The organism is Corynebacterium sanguinis (genome assembly GCF_007641235.1).
GTDB classification, from domain to species: domain Bacteria; phylum Actinomycetota; class Actinomycetes; order Mycobacteriales; family Mycobacteriaceae; genus Corynebacterium; species Corynebacterium sanguinis.
Genome location: NZ_CP038157.1, coordinates 2245804 through 2262242, shown reverse-complemented (window position 1 = coordinate 2262242; position 16439 = coordinate 2245804). Strand labels below are relative to the sequence as shown.

General features: G+C 65.2%; 16 protein-coding genes. 14 read left to right on the top strand and 2 right to left on the bottom strand.

The window, feature by feature from the left end; all coding sequences use genetic code 11:
* Positions 1-81: 81 nt before the first annotated feature.
* From E3227_RS10880 to E3227_RS10840, 9 genes are all read left to right on the top strand, one after another.
* The gene (locus E3227_RS10880; RefSeq protein WP_144318478.1) at positions 82-414 is read left to right on the top strand and encodes a DUF2218 domain-containing protein; all 333 of its coding nucleotides are present in this window, start codon (positions 82-84) and stop codon (positions 412-414) included.
* 232 nt (positions 415-646) lie between these two features.
* The gene (locus E3227_RS10875) at positions 647-2218 is read left to right on the top strand and encodes a peptide ABC transporter substrate-binding protein (protein WP_374058445.1); all 1572 of its coding nucleotides are present in this window, start codon (positions 647-649) and stop codon (positions 2216-2218) included.
* 120 nt (positions 2219-2338) lie between these two features.
* Positions 2339-3265 carry an ABC transporter permease gene (locus E3227_RS10870; RefSeq protein WP_144318476.1) on the top strand — a complete coding sequence of 309 codons (927 nt, stop codon included), beginning with the start codon at positions 2339-2341 and terminating at the stop codon, positions 3263-3265.
* On the top strand, positions 3258-4223 hold the full coding sequence (locus E3227_RS10865; RefSeq protein WP_144318475.1) for an ABC transporter permease: 966 nt from the start codon (positions 3258-3260) through the stop codon (positions 4221-4223). The genes E3227_RS10870 and E3227_RS10865 overlap by 8 nt, the downstream gene beginning before the upstream one ends.
* Positions 4220-5932: a dipeptide ABC transporter ATP-binding protein gene (locus tag E3227_RS10860; protein ID WP_144318474.1), complete on the top strand. Its 1713-nt coding sequence runs from the start codon at positions 4220-4222 to the stop codon at positions 5930-5932. The genes E3227_RS10865 and E3227_RS10860 overlap by 4 nt, the downstream gene beginning before the upstream one ends.
* A 293-nt stretch (positions 5933-6225) precedes the next feature.
* Positions 6226-6840 (top strand): ECF transporter S component, encoded by a 615-nt coding sequence (locus tag E3227_RS10855; protein ID WP_144318473.1) that lies wholly within the window; start codon positions 6226-6228, stop codon positions 6838-6840.
* A 4-nt stretch (positions 6841-6844) separates the two neighbouring features.
* Positions 6845-8170, top strand: coding sequence for an ABC transporter ATP-binding protein (locus E3227_RS10850; RefSeq protein WP_144318472.1), 1326 nt, complete (start codon positions 6845-6847; stop codon positions 8168-8170).
* Entirely contained in the window at positions 8167-8931 is a 765-nt protein-coding gene (locus E3227_RS10845; protein ID WP_144318471.1) for an energy-coupling factor transporter transmembrane component T family protein, read from the top strand. The genes E3227_RS10850 and E3227_RS10845 overlap by 4 nt, the downstream gene beginning before the upstream one ends.
* Positions 8928-9398: a nucleoside/nucleotide kinase family protein gene (locus E3227_RS10840; protein ID WP_246062689.1), complete on the top strand. Its 471-nt coding sequence runs from the start codon at positions 8928-8930 to the stop codon at positions 9396-9398. The genes E3227_RS10845 and E3227_RS10840 overlap by 4 nt, the downstream gene beginning before the upstream one ends.
* Here E3227_RS10840 and E3227_RS10835 read toward each other — a convergent pair.
* Positions 9395-9931 carry a ribonuclease FAU-1 family protein gene (locus tag E3227_RS10835; protein WP_144318469.1) on the bottom strand — a complete coding sequence of 179 codons (537 nt, stop codon included), beginning with the start codon at positions 9929-9931 and terminating at the stop codon, positions 9395-9397. The two genes, E3227_RS10840 and E3227_RS10835, sit on opposite strands and share 4 nt — an antisense overlap.
* Positions 9932-9934: 3 nt before the next feature.
* Complete coding sequence (locus E3227_RS10830) at positions 9935-10639, bottom strand: Rv1157c family protein (protein ID WP_144318468.1); 705 nt, start codon at positions 10637-10639, stop codon at positions 9935-9937.
* Positions 10640-10800: 161 nt separating this feature from the next.
* Between E3227_RS10830 and typA the strand changes: the two genes are divergently transcribed.
* The 5 genes from typA (at position 10801) to E3227_RS10805 (ending at position 16426) form a co-directional block, all read left to right on the top strand.
* Complete coding sequence (typA, locus tag E3227_RS10825) at positions 10801-12717, top strand: translational GTPase TypA (protein WP_144318467.1); 1917 nt, start codon at positions 10801-10803, stop codon at positions 12715-12717.
* 28 nt (positions 12718-12745) lie between these two features.
* Positions 12746-14380 carry an ABC transporter family substrate-binding protein gene (locus E3227_RS10820; protein WP_144318466.1) on the top strand — a complete coding sequence of 545 codons (1635 nt, stop codon included), beginning with the start codon at positions 12746-12748 and terminating at the stop codon, positions 14378-14380.
* Positions 14381-14712: 332 nt separating this feature from the next.
* The gene (locus E3227_RS10815; protein ID WP_144318465.1) at positions 14713-15108 is read left to right on the top strand and encodes a hypothetical protein; all 396 of its coding nucleotides are present in this window, start codon (positions 14713-14715) and stop codon (positions 15106-15108) included.
* Positions 15109-15179: 71 nt separating this feature from the next.
* Positions 15180-16055, top strand: coding sequence for an N-acetyl-1-D-myo-inositol-2-amino-2-deoxy-alpha-D-glucopyranoside deacetylase (gene mshB, locus E3227_RS10810; RefSeq protein WP_136652727.1), 876 nt, complete (start codon positions 15180-15182; stop codon positions 16053-16055).
* Positions 16052-16426 carry a hypothetical protein gene (locus E3227_RS10805; protein ID WP_136652728.1) on the top strand — a complete coding sequence of 125 codons (375 nt, stop codon included), beginning with the start codon at positions 16052-16054 and terminating at the stop codon, positions 16424-16426. The genes mshB and E3227_RS10805 overlap by 4 nt, the downstream gene beginning before the upstream one ends.
* The last annotated feature ends 13 nt before the right edge of the window (positions 16427-16439 follow it).

The window sequence follows — 16439 nt, the reverse complement described above, 5'->3', positions numbered from 1 at the left end:
CCCTTTCAGGTAAGGGTGAGAGCGTTAGACATGGAAATCTTAGTGCACCGCATAGCGCCGTGCGGTGGGTAAGGTGTGGTCATGTCTGATCTAGTGACATCCACGGCGCGTGTCGCCACGGAAAGGCCCGCACGCTACGCGAAACAACTGGCCAGCCACCTCGGCCGGAAAATCGAGACTGCCTTCGACCCGGATACCGGCCGCGGCCAGCTCATTTTCCCACCGCGCGACGGTGTCCCGGTGGGCACCTGCGACATGTTGTGCGGGGACAACGTGCTGGTGCTCGCCATGGAGGCGCCGTCTGAGAATATCGACCAGGCTGAGGAGATTGTCGGCAAGCACCTCGAGCGCTTTGGAGAAACTGATGGGCTTGTAGTGACGTGGGTGCGCACGGGGGAGGGGAAGCGGGGGTGAACGGGGGGTAAACTTCGTGGAGCGCGCCGCCTGTAACCAGCGAAAATGCAGAAACTTCGCAGAGAAAATCTAACTTTGTATTGAAAATCCAATTTTTGTGATGAAATATTCGCAATTCGCTTGCGGGTGATCTGGAGTACTTGGTGCACCTGGAGAACTCGGTGGAGCGAAGCGTTGTGCAGTCGGTCGAAGATAAAGGAGATTCGCTTTGCGATTTAAGAAAGTAACCTCCGTGGCAGCAGCCAGCGCACTCGCGCTCGGCCTCGCTGCCTGCGGTTCAGAATCGGGCTCCGGCTCAAACAACGCTCAGGGTGGCGGCGGTGACAACTACGTCCTCGCTCGCGGCGTCGAGCCTCAAAACCCGCTTGTCCCGGGCAACACCAACGAGAACGGCGGCGGCCGGATCGTGGATAACATTTACTCCGGTCTCGTGTACTACGACGGTGAGGGCAAAGCCCACAACGAGCTGGCGGAGTCCATCGAACTCGAGGGCGACAAGACCTACCGCGTCACCCTGAAAGACGCTAAGTGGTCCGACGGATCCCCCGTCACTGCTGAGGATTTTGTCAAGGCGTGGAACTACACCGTGGAGAACGCGCTTCTCGGTTCCTACTTCTTCGAGCCCATCCTGGGCTACGAGGAGGGCAAGCCCGAGATGGAGGGTTTGAAGGTCGTCGATGACAAAACCTTCACCATCGAGCTGAACCAGCCGGAGGCCGACTTCGCCTCCCGCCTCGGCTACTCTGCCTACTTCCCGATGCACCCGAGCGCCTACGACGACATCGATGCCTACGGTGAGAGCCCGATCTCCAACGGCCCGTACAAGCTCGCGGAGTGGAACCACAACCAGGACGCCCTCATTGTTCCGAACGAGGAGTACCAAGGGGAGCGCGAGGCGCAGAACGACGGCGTGAATTTCGTCTTCTACGCGCAGCAGGACGCCGCGTACGCCGACCTGCTCGCAGGCAACCTCGACGTGCTGGATGAGATTCCGGACTCCGCGTTCGCGACGTTCGAGGATGAGCTCGGTGACCGCGCGGTCAACCAGCCGTCGGCAGTGTTCCAGTCATTCACCATCCCTGAGCGCCTCGAGCACTTCTCCGGGGAGGAGGGGAAGCTGCGCCGTGCCGCCCTCTCGCGTGCGATCGACCGTCAGCAGATCACCGACACGATCTTCCAGGGCACCCGCACCCCGGCCACCGACTTCACTTCCCCGGTGATCCCGGGCCACTCGGACAGCTTGGAAGGCGCGGAGGTGCTCCAGTACGACCCCGAGGAGGCCAAGCGCCTCTGGGCCGAAGCCGACGCGATTTCCCCGTTCACCGGAGAATTCTCTATCTCCTACAACGCTGACGGCGGCCACCAGGCGTGGGCTGACGCCGTGGCGAACTCGATCCGCAACACCCTGGGCATCGAGGCAGTGGGCAACGCGTACCCGGACTTCAAGTCCCTGCGCGACGACGTGACCAACCGTACGATCAACGGTGCGTTCCGCACCGGCTGGCAGGCGGACTACCCGTCGCTGGGTAACTTCCTCGGCCCCTTGTACGCCACCGGCGCCGGCTCCAACGACGGTGACTACTCCAACGCGAAGTTCGACCAGTTGCTCAAGGATGCTGCCAACTCCGGCGACATTGAGAGCGCAACCCCGATCTACAACCAGGCGCAGGAGATTCTCCTGACCGACCTGCCGGCGATCCCCCTGTGGTACTCCAACGTGACAGGCGGATCCTCCGAGAACGTCGACAATGTGACCTTCTCCTGGAAGTCCCAGCCGGTCTACTACGAAGTGACCAAGAAATAACGGCTCAGTGAGTCCCACCCGCCCCGCTCGCGCTCTGCCGGCGGGGCGTCAGGCTTTGCGCCATAAATAGTATTCAAACAATTGCAAATATAGATCAACAGAATAGGAGAGCCCGCGACCATGTTGCGTTACATCGGGCGACGCCTCCTCCAGATGATCCCGGTATTCTTCGGCGCCACGCTGCTTCTGTACGCGCTGGTGTTTTTGATGCCGGGTGACCCGGTCCAAGCCCTCGGTGGCGACCGTGGACTGACGGAGGCGGCGCGAGCGCGCATCGAGGCTGAATACAACCTCGATAAGCCTTTCATTGTGCAGTACCTGCTTTACCTCAAGGGCATTTTCACCGGAGACTTCGGCACCACGTTCTCGGGCCAGCCAGTCTCCTCCGTGATGGCGAACGCCTTCCCCGTCACCATCAAGCTCGCGCTCATGGCGCTGGCATTCGAGGCCTTCTTCGGCATCATCTTCGGCGTCATCGCCGGCGTGCGCCGCGGCGGAATCTTCGACTCCACCATCCTCCTCGTCTCCCTGTTCGTCATCGCGGTACCGTCCTTCGTCATCGGCTTCGTGCTCCAGTACGTCGTCGGCGTGCAGTGGGGGCTTTTGCCTGTAACGGTGGGCCGCAACGAATCGTTTACCGCGCTATTGATGCCGGCGGTGGTGCTTGGTGCCTTGTCGTTTGCCTACGTGATCAGGCTGACGCGCCAGTCAGTCAGCGAGAACCTGCGCGCGGATTATGTGCGCACCGCCCGGGCCAAGGGCTTGAGCAACGGCCAGGTGATGAACCGCCACGTGTTGCGCAACTCCCTCATTCCGGTGGTCACTTTCCTGGGCGCCGACCTCGGCGCGCTGATGGGTGGCGCGATTGTCACGGAGGGCATCTTCGGGATCAACGGCGTGGGTGGCACCATCTACCAGGCGATTATCAAGGGCGAGCCCGCGACCGTGGTGTCGTTTACTACGGTGCTGGTGATCGTCTACATCATCGCCAACCTCATTGTCGATCTCCTCTACGCCGTTTTAGACCCAAGGATCCGCTATGCATAAGCCAAAGCTTGTCGACGCCCGCCTGCGACGCGGGCAGGAATACTTCATCGCGGACACCGACGAGACCGGGCTCGGTGCCGTCGATGCGGTGCCAGATGACTCCGCCCCGTCGAGCCAGTGGGGTGAGGCCTGGCGTTACCTGCGCCGCCGCCCGCTGTTTTGGGTCTCCGCCCTCTTGATTCTTGTGGCGCTGGCCATGGCACTTGTCCCGAGCCTTTTCACCAGTGTCGACCCGCGCGAATGCATGCTGTCGCGCTCGCTGGGCGGGCCGGAGGCGGGCCACCCGTTCGGTTTCGACCGTCAGGGTTGTGACATCTACTCCCGCACCATCTACGGTGCCCGCGCGTCGGTGACCGTGGGCGTGCTCACCACCCTCATTGTCACGCTCGTCGGTTCACTAGTGGGCGCGATCGCCGGTTTCTACGGCGGGATCTGGGATACGATCCTTTCGCGCATCACCGACATCTTCTTCGCGGTTCCGCTCGTGCTCGCCGCGATTGTCGTGATGTCGATGTTCCAAGACCGCCGCTCCATCTGGATGGTTGTCCTTGCACTCGCCATGTTCGGCTGGACGCAAATCGCCCGCATCACCCGCGGAGCGGTGCTGGGCGTCAAAAACGACGAGTTCGTCACCGCGGCGCGTGCCCTGGGAGCCTCGGACGTGCGGATCATCTCATCGCACATCATGCCGAACGCGGCCGCGCCGATCATCGTTTATGCCACGGTGGCGCTGGGCACGTTCATCGTCGCTGAAGCCACGCTGTCGTTTTTGGGCATTGGCTTGCCGACGACCGTGGTGTCGTGGGGCGGCGACATTTCGGCGGCGCAGGCGTCGCTACGTACTCAGCCGATGGTGCTGTTCTACCCGGCTATCGCGCTTGCGCTGACGGTGCTGAGCTTCATCATGATGGGCGACGCCGTGCGCGACGCTCTTGACCCGAAGGCGAGGACCCGATGAGTTCCAGCATTTCTAGCACCGCGGTTGAGCAGCCGCTGCTCGACATCTCCGATCTCAAGATCGCCTTCGAGTCAACCACCGGCACCGTCGAGGCTGTACGCGGCTTCGACCTCACCATCTACCCTGGCCAGTCTGTTGCCATTGTCGGTGAGTCTGGCTCCGGCAAGTCCACGGCGGCCATGTCCATCCTCGGGCTCCTGCCCGGCACGGGCAAGGTGACCAACGGCTCAATAAAGCTCGAGGGTGAAGAGCTGACTCAGCTGGATGAAAAGGGGTGGCAAGCTGTCCGCGGCGACCGCATCGGCCTAGTGCCGCAGGACCCGATGAGCAACCTCAACCCGGTGTGGCGAATCGGCACCCAGGTGGAGGAGTCTCTGCGCGCCAACAACGTCGTCGAGGGTTCCAAGCGTCACGAGCGTGTCGTCGAACTGCTCGAAGAGGCCGGCCTGCCGGACGCTCAGCGTCGCGCGAAGCAGTACCCGCACGAGTTCTCCGGCGGCATGCGCCAGCGTGCGCTCATCGCCATCGGGTTGGCTGCGCGCCCGAAGCTGCTCATCGCCGACGAGCCGACGTCCGCCCTCGACGTAACGGTGCAGAAGAAGATCCTGGACCACCTGGACGGGCTCACCCAGGAACTAGGGACAGCCCTGCTGTTGATCACCCACGACCTGGGTCTCGCAGCGGAGCGCGCGGACTACCTCGTGGTCATGCACCGCGGCCGCATCGTGGAGAAGGGCCCGAGCCTGCAGATCCTGCGCAACCCGCAACACCCGTACACAAAGCGCCTTGTCAAGGCGGCTCCGTCTCTGGCGTCGGCACGCATCCAATCGGCCAAGGCCAAGGGCCTTAAGACGGAAGAGGCGCTGACCAGCGGCCACGTCAGCAACGAAGCCGTCATCCAAGTCGCGAACCTGGTCAAGGAGTTCGACGTGCGCGGAGCACGCGGCGATAAGAAGCTGCTCCGCGCAGTCGACGACGTCTCCTTCGACCTGCGCCGCGGTTCCACATTAGCCCTGGTCGGCGAGTCCGGATCGGGCAAGTCCACGGTGGCCAACATGGTGCTTTCGCTGCTGGAGCCCACGAGCGGCTCCGTAACGTTCGAGGGCCGGGACGTTGCCTCCCTCAAAGGCCGCGAGCTGTTCGACATGCGCCGCAAGATGCAGGTGGTGTTCCAAAACCCCTACGGTTCTCTGGACCCGATGTACTCCATTTACCGCTGCATCGAAGAGCCTCTGACCCTGCACAAGGTGGGCAACCGCAAGCAGCGCGAGGAGCGCGTCGCCGAGCTGCTCGACATGGTTCAGATGCCGCGCTCCGCGATGCGCCGCTACCCGAACGAGCTGTCGGGCGGTCAGCGCCAGCGCATCGCGATCGCGCGTGCGCTCGCGCTTGGGCCCGAGGTCATCGTGCTCGACGAGGCGGTCTCCGCGCTCGACGTGCTCGTCCAAAACCAGATCCTGCAACTGCTGACCAGCCTGCAGGACGAACTGGGGTTGAGCTACCTGTTCATCACCCACGACCTGGCGGTGGTGCGGCAAACCGCCGACGATGTTGTGGTCATGCGCCAGGGTGCCGTGGTGGAGCAGGGCACCGCGGATGCGATCTTCGACCACCCGGTCGACGACTACACCAAAAACCTCATCGATTCCGTGCCTGGTCTCGGTATCGAGCTGGGCACAGGGGAGAACCTGGGCATCGAGGTGAAATAGGGCGCGGAAAAGACCTCAGCGCGTTCTGGACCTAGTTTTGGCAGGTTGGGCGCGCTGAGATTTTCGAAATCGGCCGGGGCTCCGAGCGCCGTGGGTGTCTCAGGGCGGCGCCCACACCCCCGCCGACCCAGTTCCTGCATCCGCGCGACATCTAGTACAGTAACTCCCACAACCGCATACACACGGGTGCTCCCTTCATCACTGCGAGGGGGCTGAGACGCGGCGGCGCGATGACCGCTGCGAACCGTCGAACCTGATCCGGGTAATGCCGGCGAAAGGAAGAAGAGTTTTACATGGTCAGTACTTCACGTGCATCCTCGCGCCTTCAGTGGCGCGTCATCGATATTGTTACCGCGGCCGTGCTCGGCGTGGCATGCGGCCTCATTTTCTGGGTGTGGAACACCGTCGGTTACGCGGGTTTTACCGCGATGGACGCGCTCACCCCGGGCCTCGGCGGGTTGTTCAACGGCGTCTGGTTCCTCGGCGGTATCATTGGCGGGCTGGTGATTCGCAAGCCGGGGGCGGCGATTTTTGTGGAGGTGCTCGCCGCGTGCGTGTCGGCGGTGCTGGGCAGCCAGTGGGGCATTGAAACCATCTACTCAGGTCTCGCCCAGGGCATCGGTGCCGAGCTCGTCTTCGCCGCATTCGCTTACCGACGCTTCTCCCTGAGCACATCCGTGCTCGCCGGCGTTGGTGCCGGCATCGGCGCGTTCCTGCTTGAGTTGTTTACCGCCGCCAACCTCGCGATGAGCCTGTCGTTCAACCTGATCTACCTCCTGTGCACCGCCATTTCCGGAGCTCTGCTTGCCGGGGTGCTCGGGTGGATGCTGGTGCGCGCCCTCGCGCAGACCGGGGCACTGGATCGCTTCGGCCCTGGCCGGGAACGTTTCGCGACGCCGGCGTCGTAACGCAATGGCCGCGATTCTCGCGCGCGAGCTGGGCTACAAGCACGCGACACGCGCCGAGCCCGCGTTTGCGGGCGTGGACCTGACAGTCGAGCGAGGCGAGCGGATCCTGATCTCCGGCAATTCGGGCTCAGGCAAGTCGACGCTGCTGGCCGTGATCGCCGGTCTCGCAGCCGATGGCGATGACGGCCACTCCATGGGGTCGGTCACGGTCGACGGGACCGTGGGCATGGTCATGCAGGATCCGGAGTCGCAGACGATTTTGTCTCGCGTCGGTGACGACGTCGCCTTCGGCGCTGAAAACATCGCGGTGCCCGCCGCGCAAATCTGGCCCCGCGTGCGCTGGGCGCTTGATGCGGTGGGCCTCGACGTGGAGCTCGATCACAGCACGGCGCGGCTTTCGGGAGGGCAGAAGCAACGCCTCGCGCTGGCGGGGGTGTTGGCGATGGGCGCGGATATCATCATCCTCGATGAGCCGACCGCGAACCTGGACCCGAAGGGCCGCGACGAGATTATTCGCGCTGTCGATAAGGTCTGCGCGCAAACAGGCGCAACGCTGGTGGTCGTGGAGCATCGCCCGGCGCCGTGGAGTGCCGTGGTGGAGACCTACTACCGTCTTGATGAAGCGGGGCTGCACCGCATCGGTGAGTCCGAGCTCGCCCCCACCCCGCAGCTACCGCCGGCGAAAACGATCCCTGAGGGATGTGCCACGGCGGTGCGCGCCAGCGGGCTGCGCACCCGGTTTGGCCCGCGGCACGACCTGGCGATTGCGCAGGGCTACTCCACGGTGATCACGGGTGAAAACGGCACAGGCAAGACCACCCTGGCGCTGGCCCTGGCGGGTTTGACGGCACCACGTGAGGGGACAGTGGCCTACAGCGAGGACATCGCGCAGGGGCTGACAAAACCCTCCCACACGTGGTCGTCGACGCACTTGTCGCAGCGAATCGGCTACGTCTTCCAGGAACCTGAGCATCAGTTTGTCACACCCACGGTGCGCCGTGAAATGGCACTGACCGGCGCGCCGGCGCAGCGCGTCGATACGCTGCTTGCGCGCCTGCGCCTCGAGCACCTCGTCGACGCCAACCCGTTTACCCTATCGGGCGGCGAGAAGCGCCGGCTGTCGGTGGCGACGGCGCTGGTCAACGCACCGCGGCTGGTGTTTTTGGACGAGCCGACCTTCGGCCAGGACGACACGACGTTCGCCGAGCTCGTCGCTCTTATCCGGGAACTGACCGAGGAGGGCATCACCGTGGTGTCGATCACCCACGATGAGGCATTCATGGCTTCGCTCGGTGACGCCGTGCTCGCGCTCGAGGCGGTGGCGCGGTGAACGTGCTCAAAACCGTCAACCCGGTGACCCGCATTCTCGCACTGGCCCTTCTCACCACGCCGCTGATGCTCACCCTCGACGTCGTCTCCGCCGCGGTGACGGTCGCGCTCACGGTCGCCGCTGCGCCGTTTTGCGGGGTTTCCTGGCCCAGGCTGCTCCGCCGCGCCTGGCCGCTGCTTCTCATCGCGCCGATCGCCGGGATTCCCATGGCGCTGTACGGCCGCAGCGGGGGAGAGGTGTACTTCTCCTGGGGGCTGATCAACGTCACGGAGCTGTCGCTGAGCTTGGCGCTCGCGGCGGGCGTGAGGGTGCTGGCGGTGGCGCTGCCCGTGGTCGTGCTGTCCGCCGAGGTGGACCCAACCGACCTCGGCGACGGCCTGGCGCAGGTGCTCAGACTCCCGGAGCGCTTCGTCATCGGCGCAGTCGCCGCGCTGCGCATGCTCACGCTGCTGCGCGAGGACCTCGACGCGATGCGGATGTCGCGCCGGGCGCGCGGCGTCGCCGACACCGGCCGCATCCGCCACCTGTTCTCGCTGGCCTTCGGCGTGCTCGTCATGTCACTGCGCCGCGCCGGCAAGCTCGCCACGGCGATGGAGGCTCGCGGCTTTGGCTCCGGTCCGCGCACGCACGCGCGCGTATCGACGCTTAACGCACGCGACGGCCTCGTCATGGCGGCCTGTCTCGGTGCGGCGCTGCTCAGCCTCGCGATCGCGTGGTACACGGGGCACCTTCGCCCCGTGTGGGCGGTGTCGATTTCGTGACACGCTACACGCTGCTCATCGACGGCCCTTCCGGCGCCGGGAAGACCACCCTCGCCGTACTGATCGGCGAGCGTCTTGGCATCAGGGTCGTGCACCTCGACGACTTTTACCCCGGCTGGGGCGGCCTGGCTGAGGGTGCGCGCATGGTCGCCGACGACGTGCTGCACCCAACCAGGCCGGGTTACTGGCGGTGGGACTGGCAGCGCCAGACGTGCGGCGAGTGGGTGCCGCTCAACCCGGGCGAGGACCTCATCGTCGAGGGTGTCGGTGCGGTGACGGGGGCGTCGCTATGCGCCGCGCGCAGGCTGGGGGATGTGGACACGATGCGTATTGTGGCAGACGACGCGACGAGGAAGGCCCGCGCGCTCTCACGCGACGAGGATTTCGCCCAGTACTGGGACATGTGGGCAGCCCAGGAAGAAGCTCTGGAGAAGCCGCCTGTCGATGTCACTGTGTGGGTGGACTAAATCGCCGGTGTAAGTTCGACGTTATCGGCCCACGTCAGGTCCATGCCAAGAGTGCGCAACCACTGCATGGCGTCGTCGTCGTGGCGCGTGATGCCCTCGACAGCGTTGAGCGTGACGTCGATAGCTTTCTCGGCTTCCTCGGCCGTGATCAAGCCCGCGGAGGTCGCGGCGGCGAGCTCGTCGATATCGAGCACGTCAATCGGGTTACCGGTTAGCGAGACCAGGTCCACGTAGAGGTCGCGGGTGGCCCACACCGCGCCGTCGACGGCGATGTGGGCCACGTCGAAGTAGAAGTCCTGCTCGCGCTCCGAGCCCTCGCGAAAGTGGAAGATGTTGGCGCGCAGCCCGAGATCGGGCAGCAGCCAGCTTTCCAGGTAGCCGAACTCAGGGTGATTCGCGCCGCGCGCCATGTACAGGCCGAATTCGGTGACCTTGAACGTGTCCACCTCGCGCAGAAATCCCTTCGGGTCCGTGTTCGTCTTGGATGCGATATCGAAGGTCTCCTGCTTCACCGGGTGGAGGTCGGCGCTCATGATCTACCTCACATGGAAACTAGCTGCGGTCGGGGCGAAAGCGCAGACGTTGGTGGAGGTGCGGACACTTCCTCCGACGACTGCGAGAACCCGGCCTGATCCCGTGTCGGCGGTCCCGGACAGGGTGGCCGGTCCTAACGGGTTTATTCCGTTGTTCACCAGTGGTGTTACACCGGTGCGCAGGGTGTCGAGGTTGATCCAGTATGCGTTTAACAGCCCCTGGTCCGTGGCGGCCGGAGGGGTGCCCAGCGCGGTGAAGACGAACGCGGCCTGTCCCGGGCCGGCTCCGGGGGTCGGAATCTCCGCGGGGCCGGGCACCGCGATGGCGGAGGCGGTCGAGTGGAGTCCTTCGCCGATGCAGTCCAGCGACACCGTCGGCCAGATGAACTGGGCAAACGTCGGCGCGTCAGAGGGCAGCGGCGGTCCGCCGATCTCGCCGGTGCCCGCGAAGAAGGACACGGCCGCGCGCAGGGCGTCCGCGGCCTCGGCGGGGACAAACGGCTGGCTGGCGAACTCGTTGACCTTCGCCACCGCGAGCGGGGTGGGGCGGCCGAGGTCGTCGATGTAGCGCGAGGCGTCGGGCAGCGCGGACATCTCGGCCGCCTGGGCGGCGGGCGCGGCGAACGTGGCGGTCAGGGCCAGCAGCGCGGCGGCTGCGGCGGACGCGTGGCGGTGGCGGCGTCGAGAAGCGAAAGAGGGGGCAGGCACAGCGCGGGTCCTTTTGTGAGGGAAATTAATAAAAGAGAAATTTACTCTAATCACAGTAATCACATCATGGCGGTAGTCAAGTGGTAAGAATGCATTGAATAGGCAATGCGAGTAGGGTTTGAGGGGTTCTTTACCCCTATTTCTAAAGGAGCACCGGCTCAGTGTCGCATCCTGAATTCCGCAACGTCGCTATCGTCGCGCACGTTGACCACGGCAAGACCACCCTAGTCAACGCGATGTTGGAGCAGTCCGGCGTCTTCGCCGACCACGGTGAACACGGAGATCGGGTGATGGATTCCGGCGAGCTCGAGTCCGAGCGCGGAATCACGATTTTGGCCAAAAATACCTCCATCCGCCGCGCGGGCGCGGGCAAGGACGGGCGCGACCTCGTCATCAACGTCATCGATACCCCGGGCCACGCCGACTTCGGTGGCGAGGTCGAGCGCGGCCTGTCCATGGTCGACGGCGTCGTGCTGCTTATCGACGCCTCCGAGGGGCCGCTGCCCCAGACCCGCTTCGTCCTGGGCAAGGCACTGGAGGCGAAAAAGCCCGTCATCATCTGCGTGAACAAGACGGACCGCCCCGACGCGCGTATCGACGAGGTCGTCGACGAAGCCCAGGACCTCCTGCTCGAGCTCGGCGCTGGCTTGGAAGATCCCGCCGCCGCCGATGCCGCCGAGAACCTGCTTGAGCTGCCCGTGCTCTACACCTCGGGTCGCGCAGGCCGCGCCTCGCTGAACAACCCGGGCAACGGCGAGCTGCCCGACAACGACGACCTGCAGCCGCTTTTCGACGTCATCTACGACACCCTGCCCGAGCCCTCGGCGGACATCGACGCGCCGTTCCAGGCGCAGGTGACCAACCTGGACTCTTCGTCCTTCCTCGGCCGTATCGCGCTGATCCGCGTCTACGCCGGCTCGGTGAAGAAGGGCCAAACCGTGGCCTGGGTGCACTACGACGCCGACGGCAACCAGCACGTCAAGAACGTCAAGATCGCCGAGCTGCTGATCACCCAGGGCCTCGAGCGCATCCCGGCGACCGGTGAGGTCGTCGCGGGCGACATCGCCGCTGTGTCCGGCATCGACGAGATCATGATCGGCGACACCCTGACCGACCCCGAGAACGTCGTCCCGCTGCCGCGCATCAAGGTCGACGACCCGGCCATCTCCATGACCATCGGCGTGAACACCTCCCCGCTGGCTGGCCGCGGCGGCGGCGACAAGCTCACCGCCCGGATGGTCAAGGCGCGCCTGGACCAGGAACTGATCGGTAACGTCTCCATCCGCGTCCTGCCCACCGAGCGTCCCGACGCGTGGGAGGTGCAGGGCCGCGGTGAGATGGCGCTGACCGTGCTCATCGAGACCATGCGCCGCGAAGGCTTCGAGCTGACCGTGGGCAAGCCGCAGGTGGTGACGAAGGAGATCGACGGCAAGGTCCACGAACCCTTCGACCACGTGATCATCGACACCCCCACCGAGTACCAAGGTGCGGTGACCCAGCTCATGGCCAACCGCAAGGGCCAGATGACCGGCATGTCGAACACCGGTTCCGGCGACTGGGTGCGCATGGAGTTCGACATCCCGTCGCGCGGCCTGATCGGCTTCCGCACCACCTTCCTCACCGAAACCCGTGGCGCGGGCATTGCCAACTCGTACTCCATCGAGCACCGCCCGTGGGCCGGCGAGATCAAGGGCCGCCCGACCGGTTCGCTGGTCGCAGACCGTTCCGGCCAGGTCACCGCGTACGCGCTGATGCAGCTGTCCGACCGCGGCGACTTCTTCGTCGAGCCGGGTGCCGAGGCCTACGAGGGCATGGTCGTAGGCGCGAACTCGCGCGACGAGGACATGGACATCAACATCACCAAGGAAAAGAAGCTGACCAACATGCGCTCCGCCACGGCGGACGCGACGGTCACCCTGGCCAAGGCGCGCACCCTGTCGCTGGATGAGGCGATTGAGTTCTGCGACGAGGACGAGTGCGTCGAGGTTGCCCCGAACGCGATGCGCGTGCGCAAAATCATCCTCAACGCCACCGAGCGCGGCCGCGCCCGTTCCCGCGCGAAGCAGTTGAATAAGTAGGTCGACCTCGCTTAAAGGTTTGACTCGCGTGCAGTTCTTCTCAACGCCCCGTCTCACCGCGGTGGCCGGCGCCGCGCTGCTGGCGCTGGCGCTGCCCGCCTGCGCCGCGGACCCGGGCCCGCCGCCGCTGGTGCAGCAGGAGGAACTGGATCGGCTCGACCAGTCGGCCACGACCACAACGACGCCCACGGAAGCGCGCCCGGAACGCACCGAGATCCAGGTCGGCGCGGAACCGCTGCGCGGCGGGCTCAACCCGCATTTGCTTTCCGACGACTCCTCGGTCGTGCAATTCATCGCTGATCTGGCGCTGCCCAGCGCCTACCTCGACGGCGCGCTAAACAATGATGTGGTCGTTGGCGCCGCGGTGCGCGCGACCTCGCCGGCGGCGATGACGGTGCGCTACGTGATCAACCCGGAGGCGCAGTGGTCTGACGGGACGCCGCTGACCGGCGCCGACTTCGCGTACCTGTGGCGAGGCATGTCCACCACCGCCGGTGCGATCGATCCGGCGGGCTACCTCGCGGTTTCCAACGTGCGCGTGTCCGGGCCCGCCGGCAAGACCGTTGACGTGGACTTTTCCACGCGCGTGGAGGACTGGCAGTCGCTGTTCAACTACCTTTTGCCCTCGCACCTGCTTGCCGCCGACGCGTCCGACTTCGCCACCGCGGCACACGACGGGTTGCCCGCGTCCGGCGGGCGGTTCATGCTGCAGTCGGTTGATCGGGGCCGCGGGACAATCACGCTCAACCGCAACGACAGGTTCTGGGGTGACAACCCCGCGCGCGTCGACGTGCTCACCATCAACGCCGTGCGCGACACGACCCAGATCGCCGACCAGCTGCGCTCCGGCCAGCTCGGCTTCGTGGACAAAATCCCAGAAGAGACCACGCGCGAGGTCTTCGAGCTCATCCCCGGCACCCAAACCCGGCTTGTCGACGGCCCACGCACCCTCGGCCTGACCCTGTCCACCACCTCGCCGCTTCTGTCCAGCGAGGACGCGCGCAAAGAGCTGCGCTCGCTTGTCGACGTCCCCCTGCTCGCGCGCCTGGCCGCTGGGCGCTCCTCCGAGCTCGTCGTCGCCGACCACGAGCTGCCGACAGACGAAGGACCGACCGTGCTGCCGGCGCGCGTGAGCGAAAATCGTTCGCTGCGCATCGCCGCCGACGCTGCCGACCCGGAGGCCTCTGCCGCCGCCCGCTCCTTGGCGGACCTGCTGGTCCAACGTGGGGTTCAGGCGCGGGTGGTGTCCACCGACACCTTGAGCGTCGTGTCCACCGGCCTGCCCTCGGGCTCGGTTGACGTGTTCGTCCACTGGGAACCCGCCGCCGCGAACCTTAACGACGCCGCAAGCCGTGTCGCCTGCCCGCCGCAGGACTACCGCTCCGGCAACCTCGCAGGGCTGTGCAGCCCGGAGACCGACGAGCTGGCAGGAGACATCCTCGCTGGCGCTTACACGCTGGCGGACGCGCGCGACAAGGTCGACGAGGTGCTCACGGGCCAGGCCGTGTGGGTGCCTCTGCTGCACGAGCGGCGGATCATCGTCCTCGGCAGCGGCATCGTGGGCACCGACCCCGAGGTGATGCTGCGGGAGGACGGCTTGTCCAGTGCAGCAGGCTGGCGCGTCGGCCCGACCGGTGCGGCGCCGGCGCAGGAGCCTGAATAGGGGCCGGTGTAGGCTGGCCGCACACGTGGCTTTTCACAACTGTGTTCCCACACTCGAGCTCGAGCACCCTTGCCGTGTCTGAGCGCTTCGTAGCATTGCTGACACAGCATTGAAGTGCGAGGAGAGGAACCCAGCAATGTTTTACAAGTCGGACGTCCGCGCGACGTTGATGGCCTACGACCCGACGGCGACGCCCGAGCACGTGGACTCGCTCTACCAGCAGATAGCAACCGAGTGGGAGGGGCAGTGGAACAGCCTGCTCAATAGGGCGGTCGACGATTACCACGAGCAGACGGGGCTCTGGCCGGACGGCGTGCAGAGGGGGGAAGTTCGTGGACCAGGCGAAGCAGCTGGCGACCGATCTGGTGATGGGGGCGTATCTGGAACCGATGACGCGGGAGATCGTGCAGCGGCTGTTGGACAATGACGAGGAGGACAACCCGCACCTGAAGGCACTCCAGGACCCGGAGGGGTGGTGGAAGGACTTTTCGGACATCGTTCCGAGCCGGGACGCGACGGACATGATGAAGGAGCTGTGGATCGACGAACCGATTCGCTTCCAGGTACTGGCGGAGAGACTGTTCGAGAGGAGGCTGAATCTGGGTCTCGAATTACCCAACGGCCCGCAGCACAGAGATTATCAGCCGATCATGGAACAGATTCAGCAGGCAGTTCGTCGAACGAAAGCACGAGACCGGGCACGCGAGCAGGCTCTAAACTCGCGCTAGCATCCTTAACCCGCACGCAAGCCTATTACGCTGGTGTCAACGCTTGACGAAACACTAAAAGGAGTTCACCCATGGCGCAGCGTGACTTGGCAGGCTACAGGGTAGTGGCGGTGCACGCCCACCCGGACGACGAGGCGATTTCCACGGGAGGCGCCCTCGCTGACCTCGCCTCCCGCGGTGCGGACGTCCTCGTTGTCACTTGCACCCTCGGTGAGGAGGGCGAAGTTATCGGAGACACCTACCGCTACCTCGTCGCCGATCAAGCCGACCAGCTTGGCGGATTCCGCATCGGCGAGCTCGCCAGGGCGTGCGAGATCCTGGGGGTGCGCCAGCAGTTCTTAGGCGGCGCTGGCCGCTACCGCGACAGCGGCATGGCGGGCGCGTTGTCGAGCGAGCACCCGCGGGCCTTCGTCAACTCTGGCGATGCCGCGGTGGCTGATCTCGCCGACATCTTCACCGCGGAGCGACCACACCTTGTGCTCACCTACGGCCCCGATGGTGGCTACGGCCACCCGGATCACATCCGCGCCCACGAGATCACCCACGCCGCCGCCGAGCGCGTCGGGGGCGTGGGGCGCATCCTGTGGGTCGTGCGGTTGCGCGAGGAGCTCGAGGCGAACCTGCCCACGACGGTGCCGCACGGGTGGACGGCGGCCGCGCCGGGCGAGCTCGATGCGGTCGATGCCTGCGACACGTGGGTGGATCTAAACGACCTCGTCTACACCGCCAAGGTTGAGGCGATGCGGGCGCACGCGACTCAGGTGTGGATCGGGGACGGGTACGCCTCCGTGACCAACCCGCACTCCGCCGTCGCGGCCGGCCCGGTCACCGCCTACGCGCTCTCCAACCTCACCGCCCAGGCTGTGCTGCGCCGCGAGCACTATAAATTCGGCGCCTACACCCCGATTGAGCACAGGGCGGGGCTGCTCAGCGGGCTGGACAAGTGAGCGAGACAGTCGTCCGCGACAACTTCAGCCGCGGCGAGGCGGTGTGGGGGATTGTCTGGCTGTGCATCGGCGCGGCCGTCTCAGTCCTGCTCGAGGTAGTCTACCTCGGCGCGACGGTTTTCGGGGTGCCGTTGCCGATGAGCATCGTCGTCGCGTTCCTGTTTAACGCGGTGCTGACGAGGACGGCGTTGCTGTGGGCGTCGATACGCGCGATTGCTCTTATCCCGCTGGCGGTGTGGGTGGGGGTCTTTCTGATTTTGCTGGCGGTGCTACCCGCGAGCGGAACAATGTTGGTGCCTAATAATATTCTCACTGTTGTCCTGATGTTTGCCGGACTGGCCGGAGGCGTGTGGCCCGTTTTGAAACGGTAGTGACATAATGACG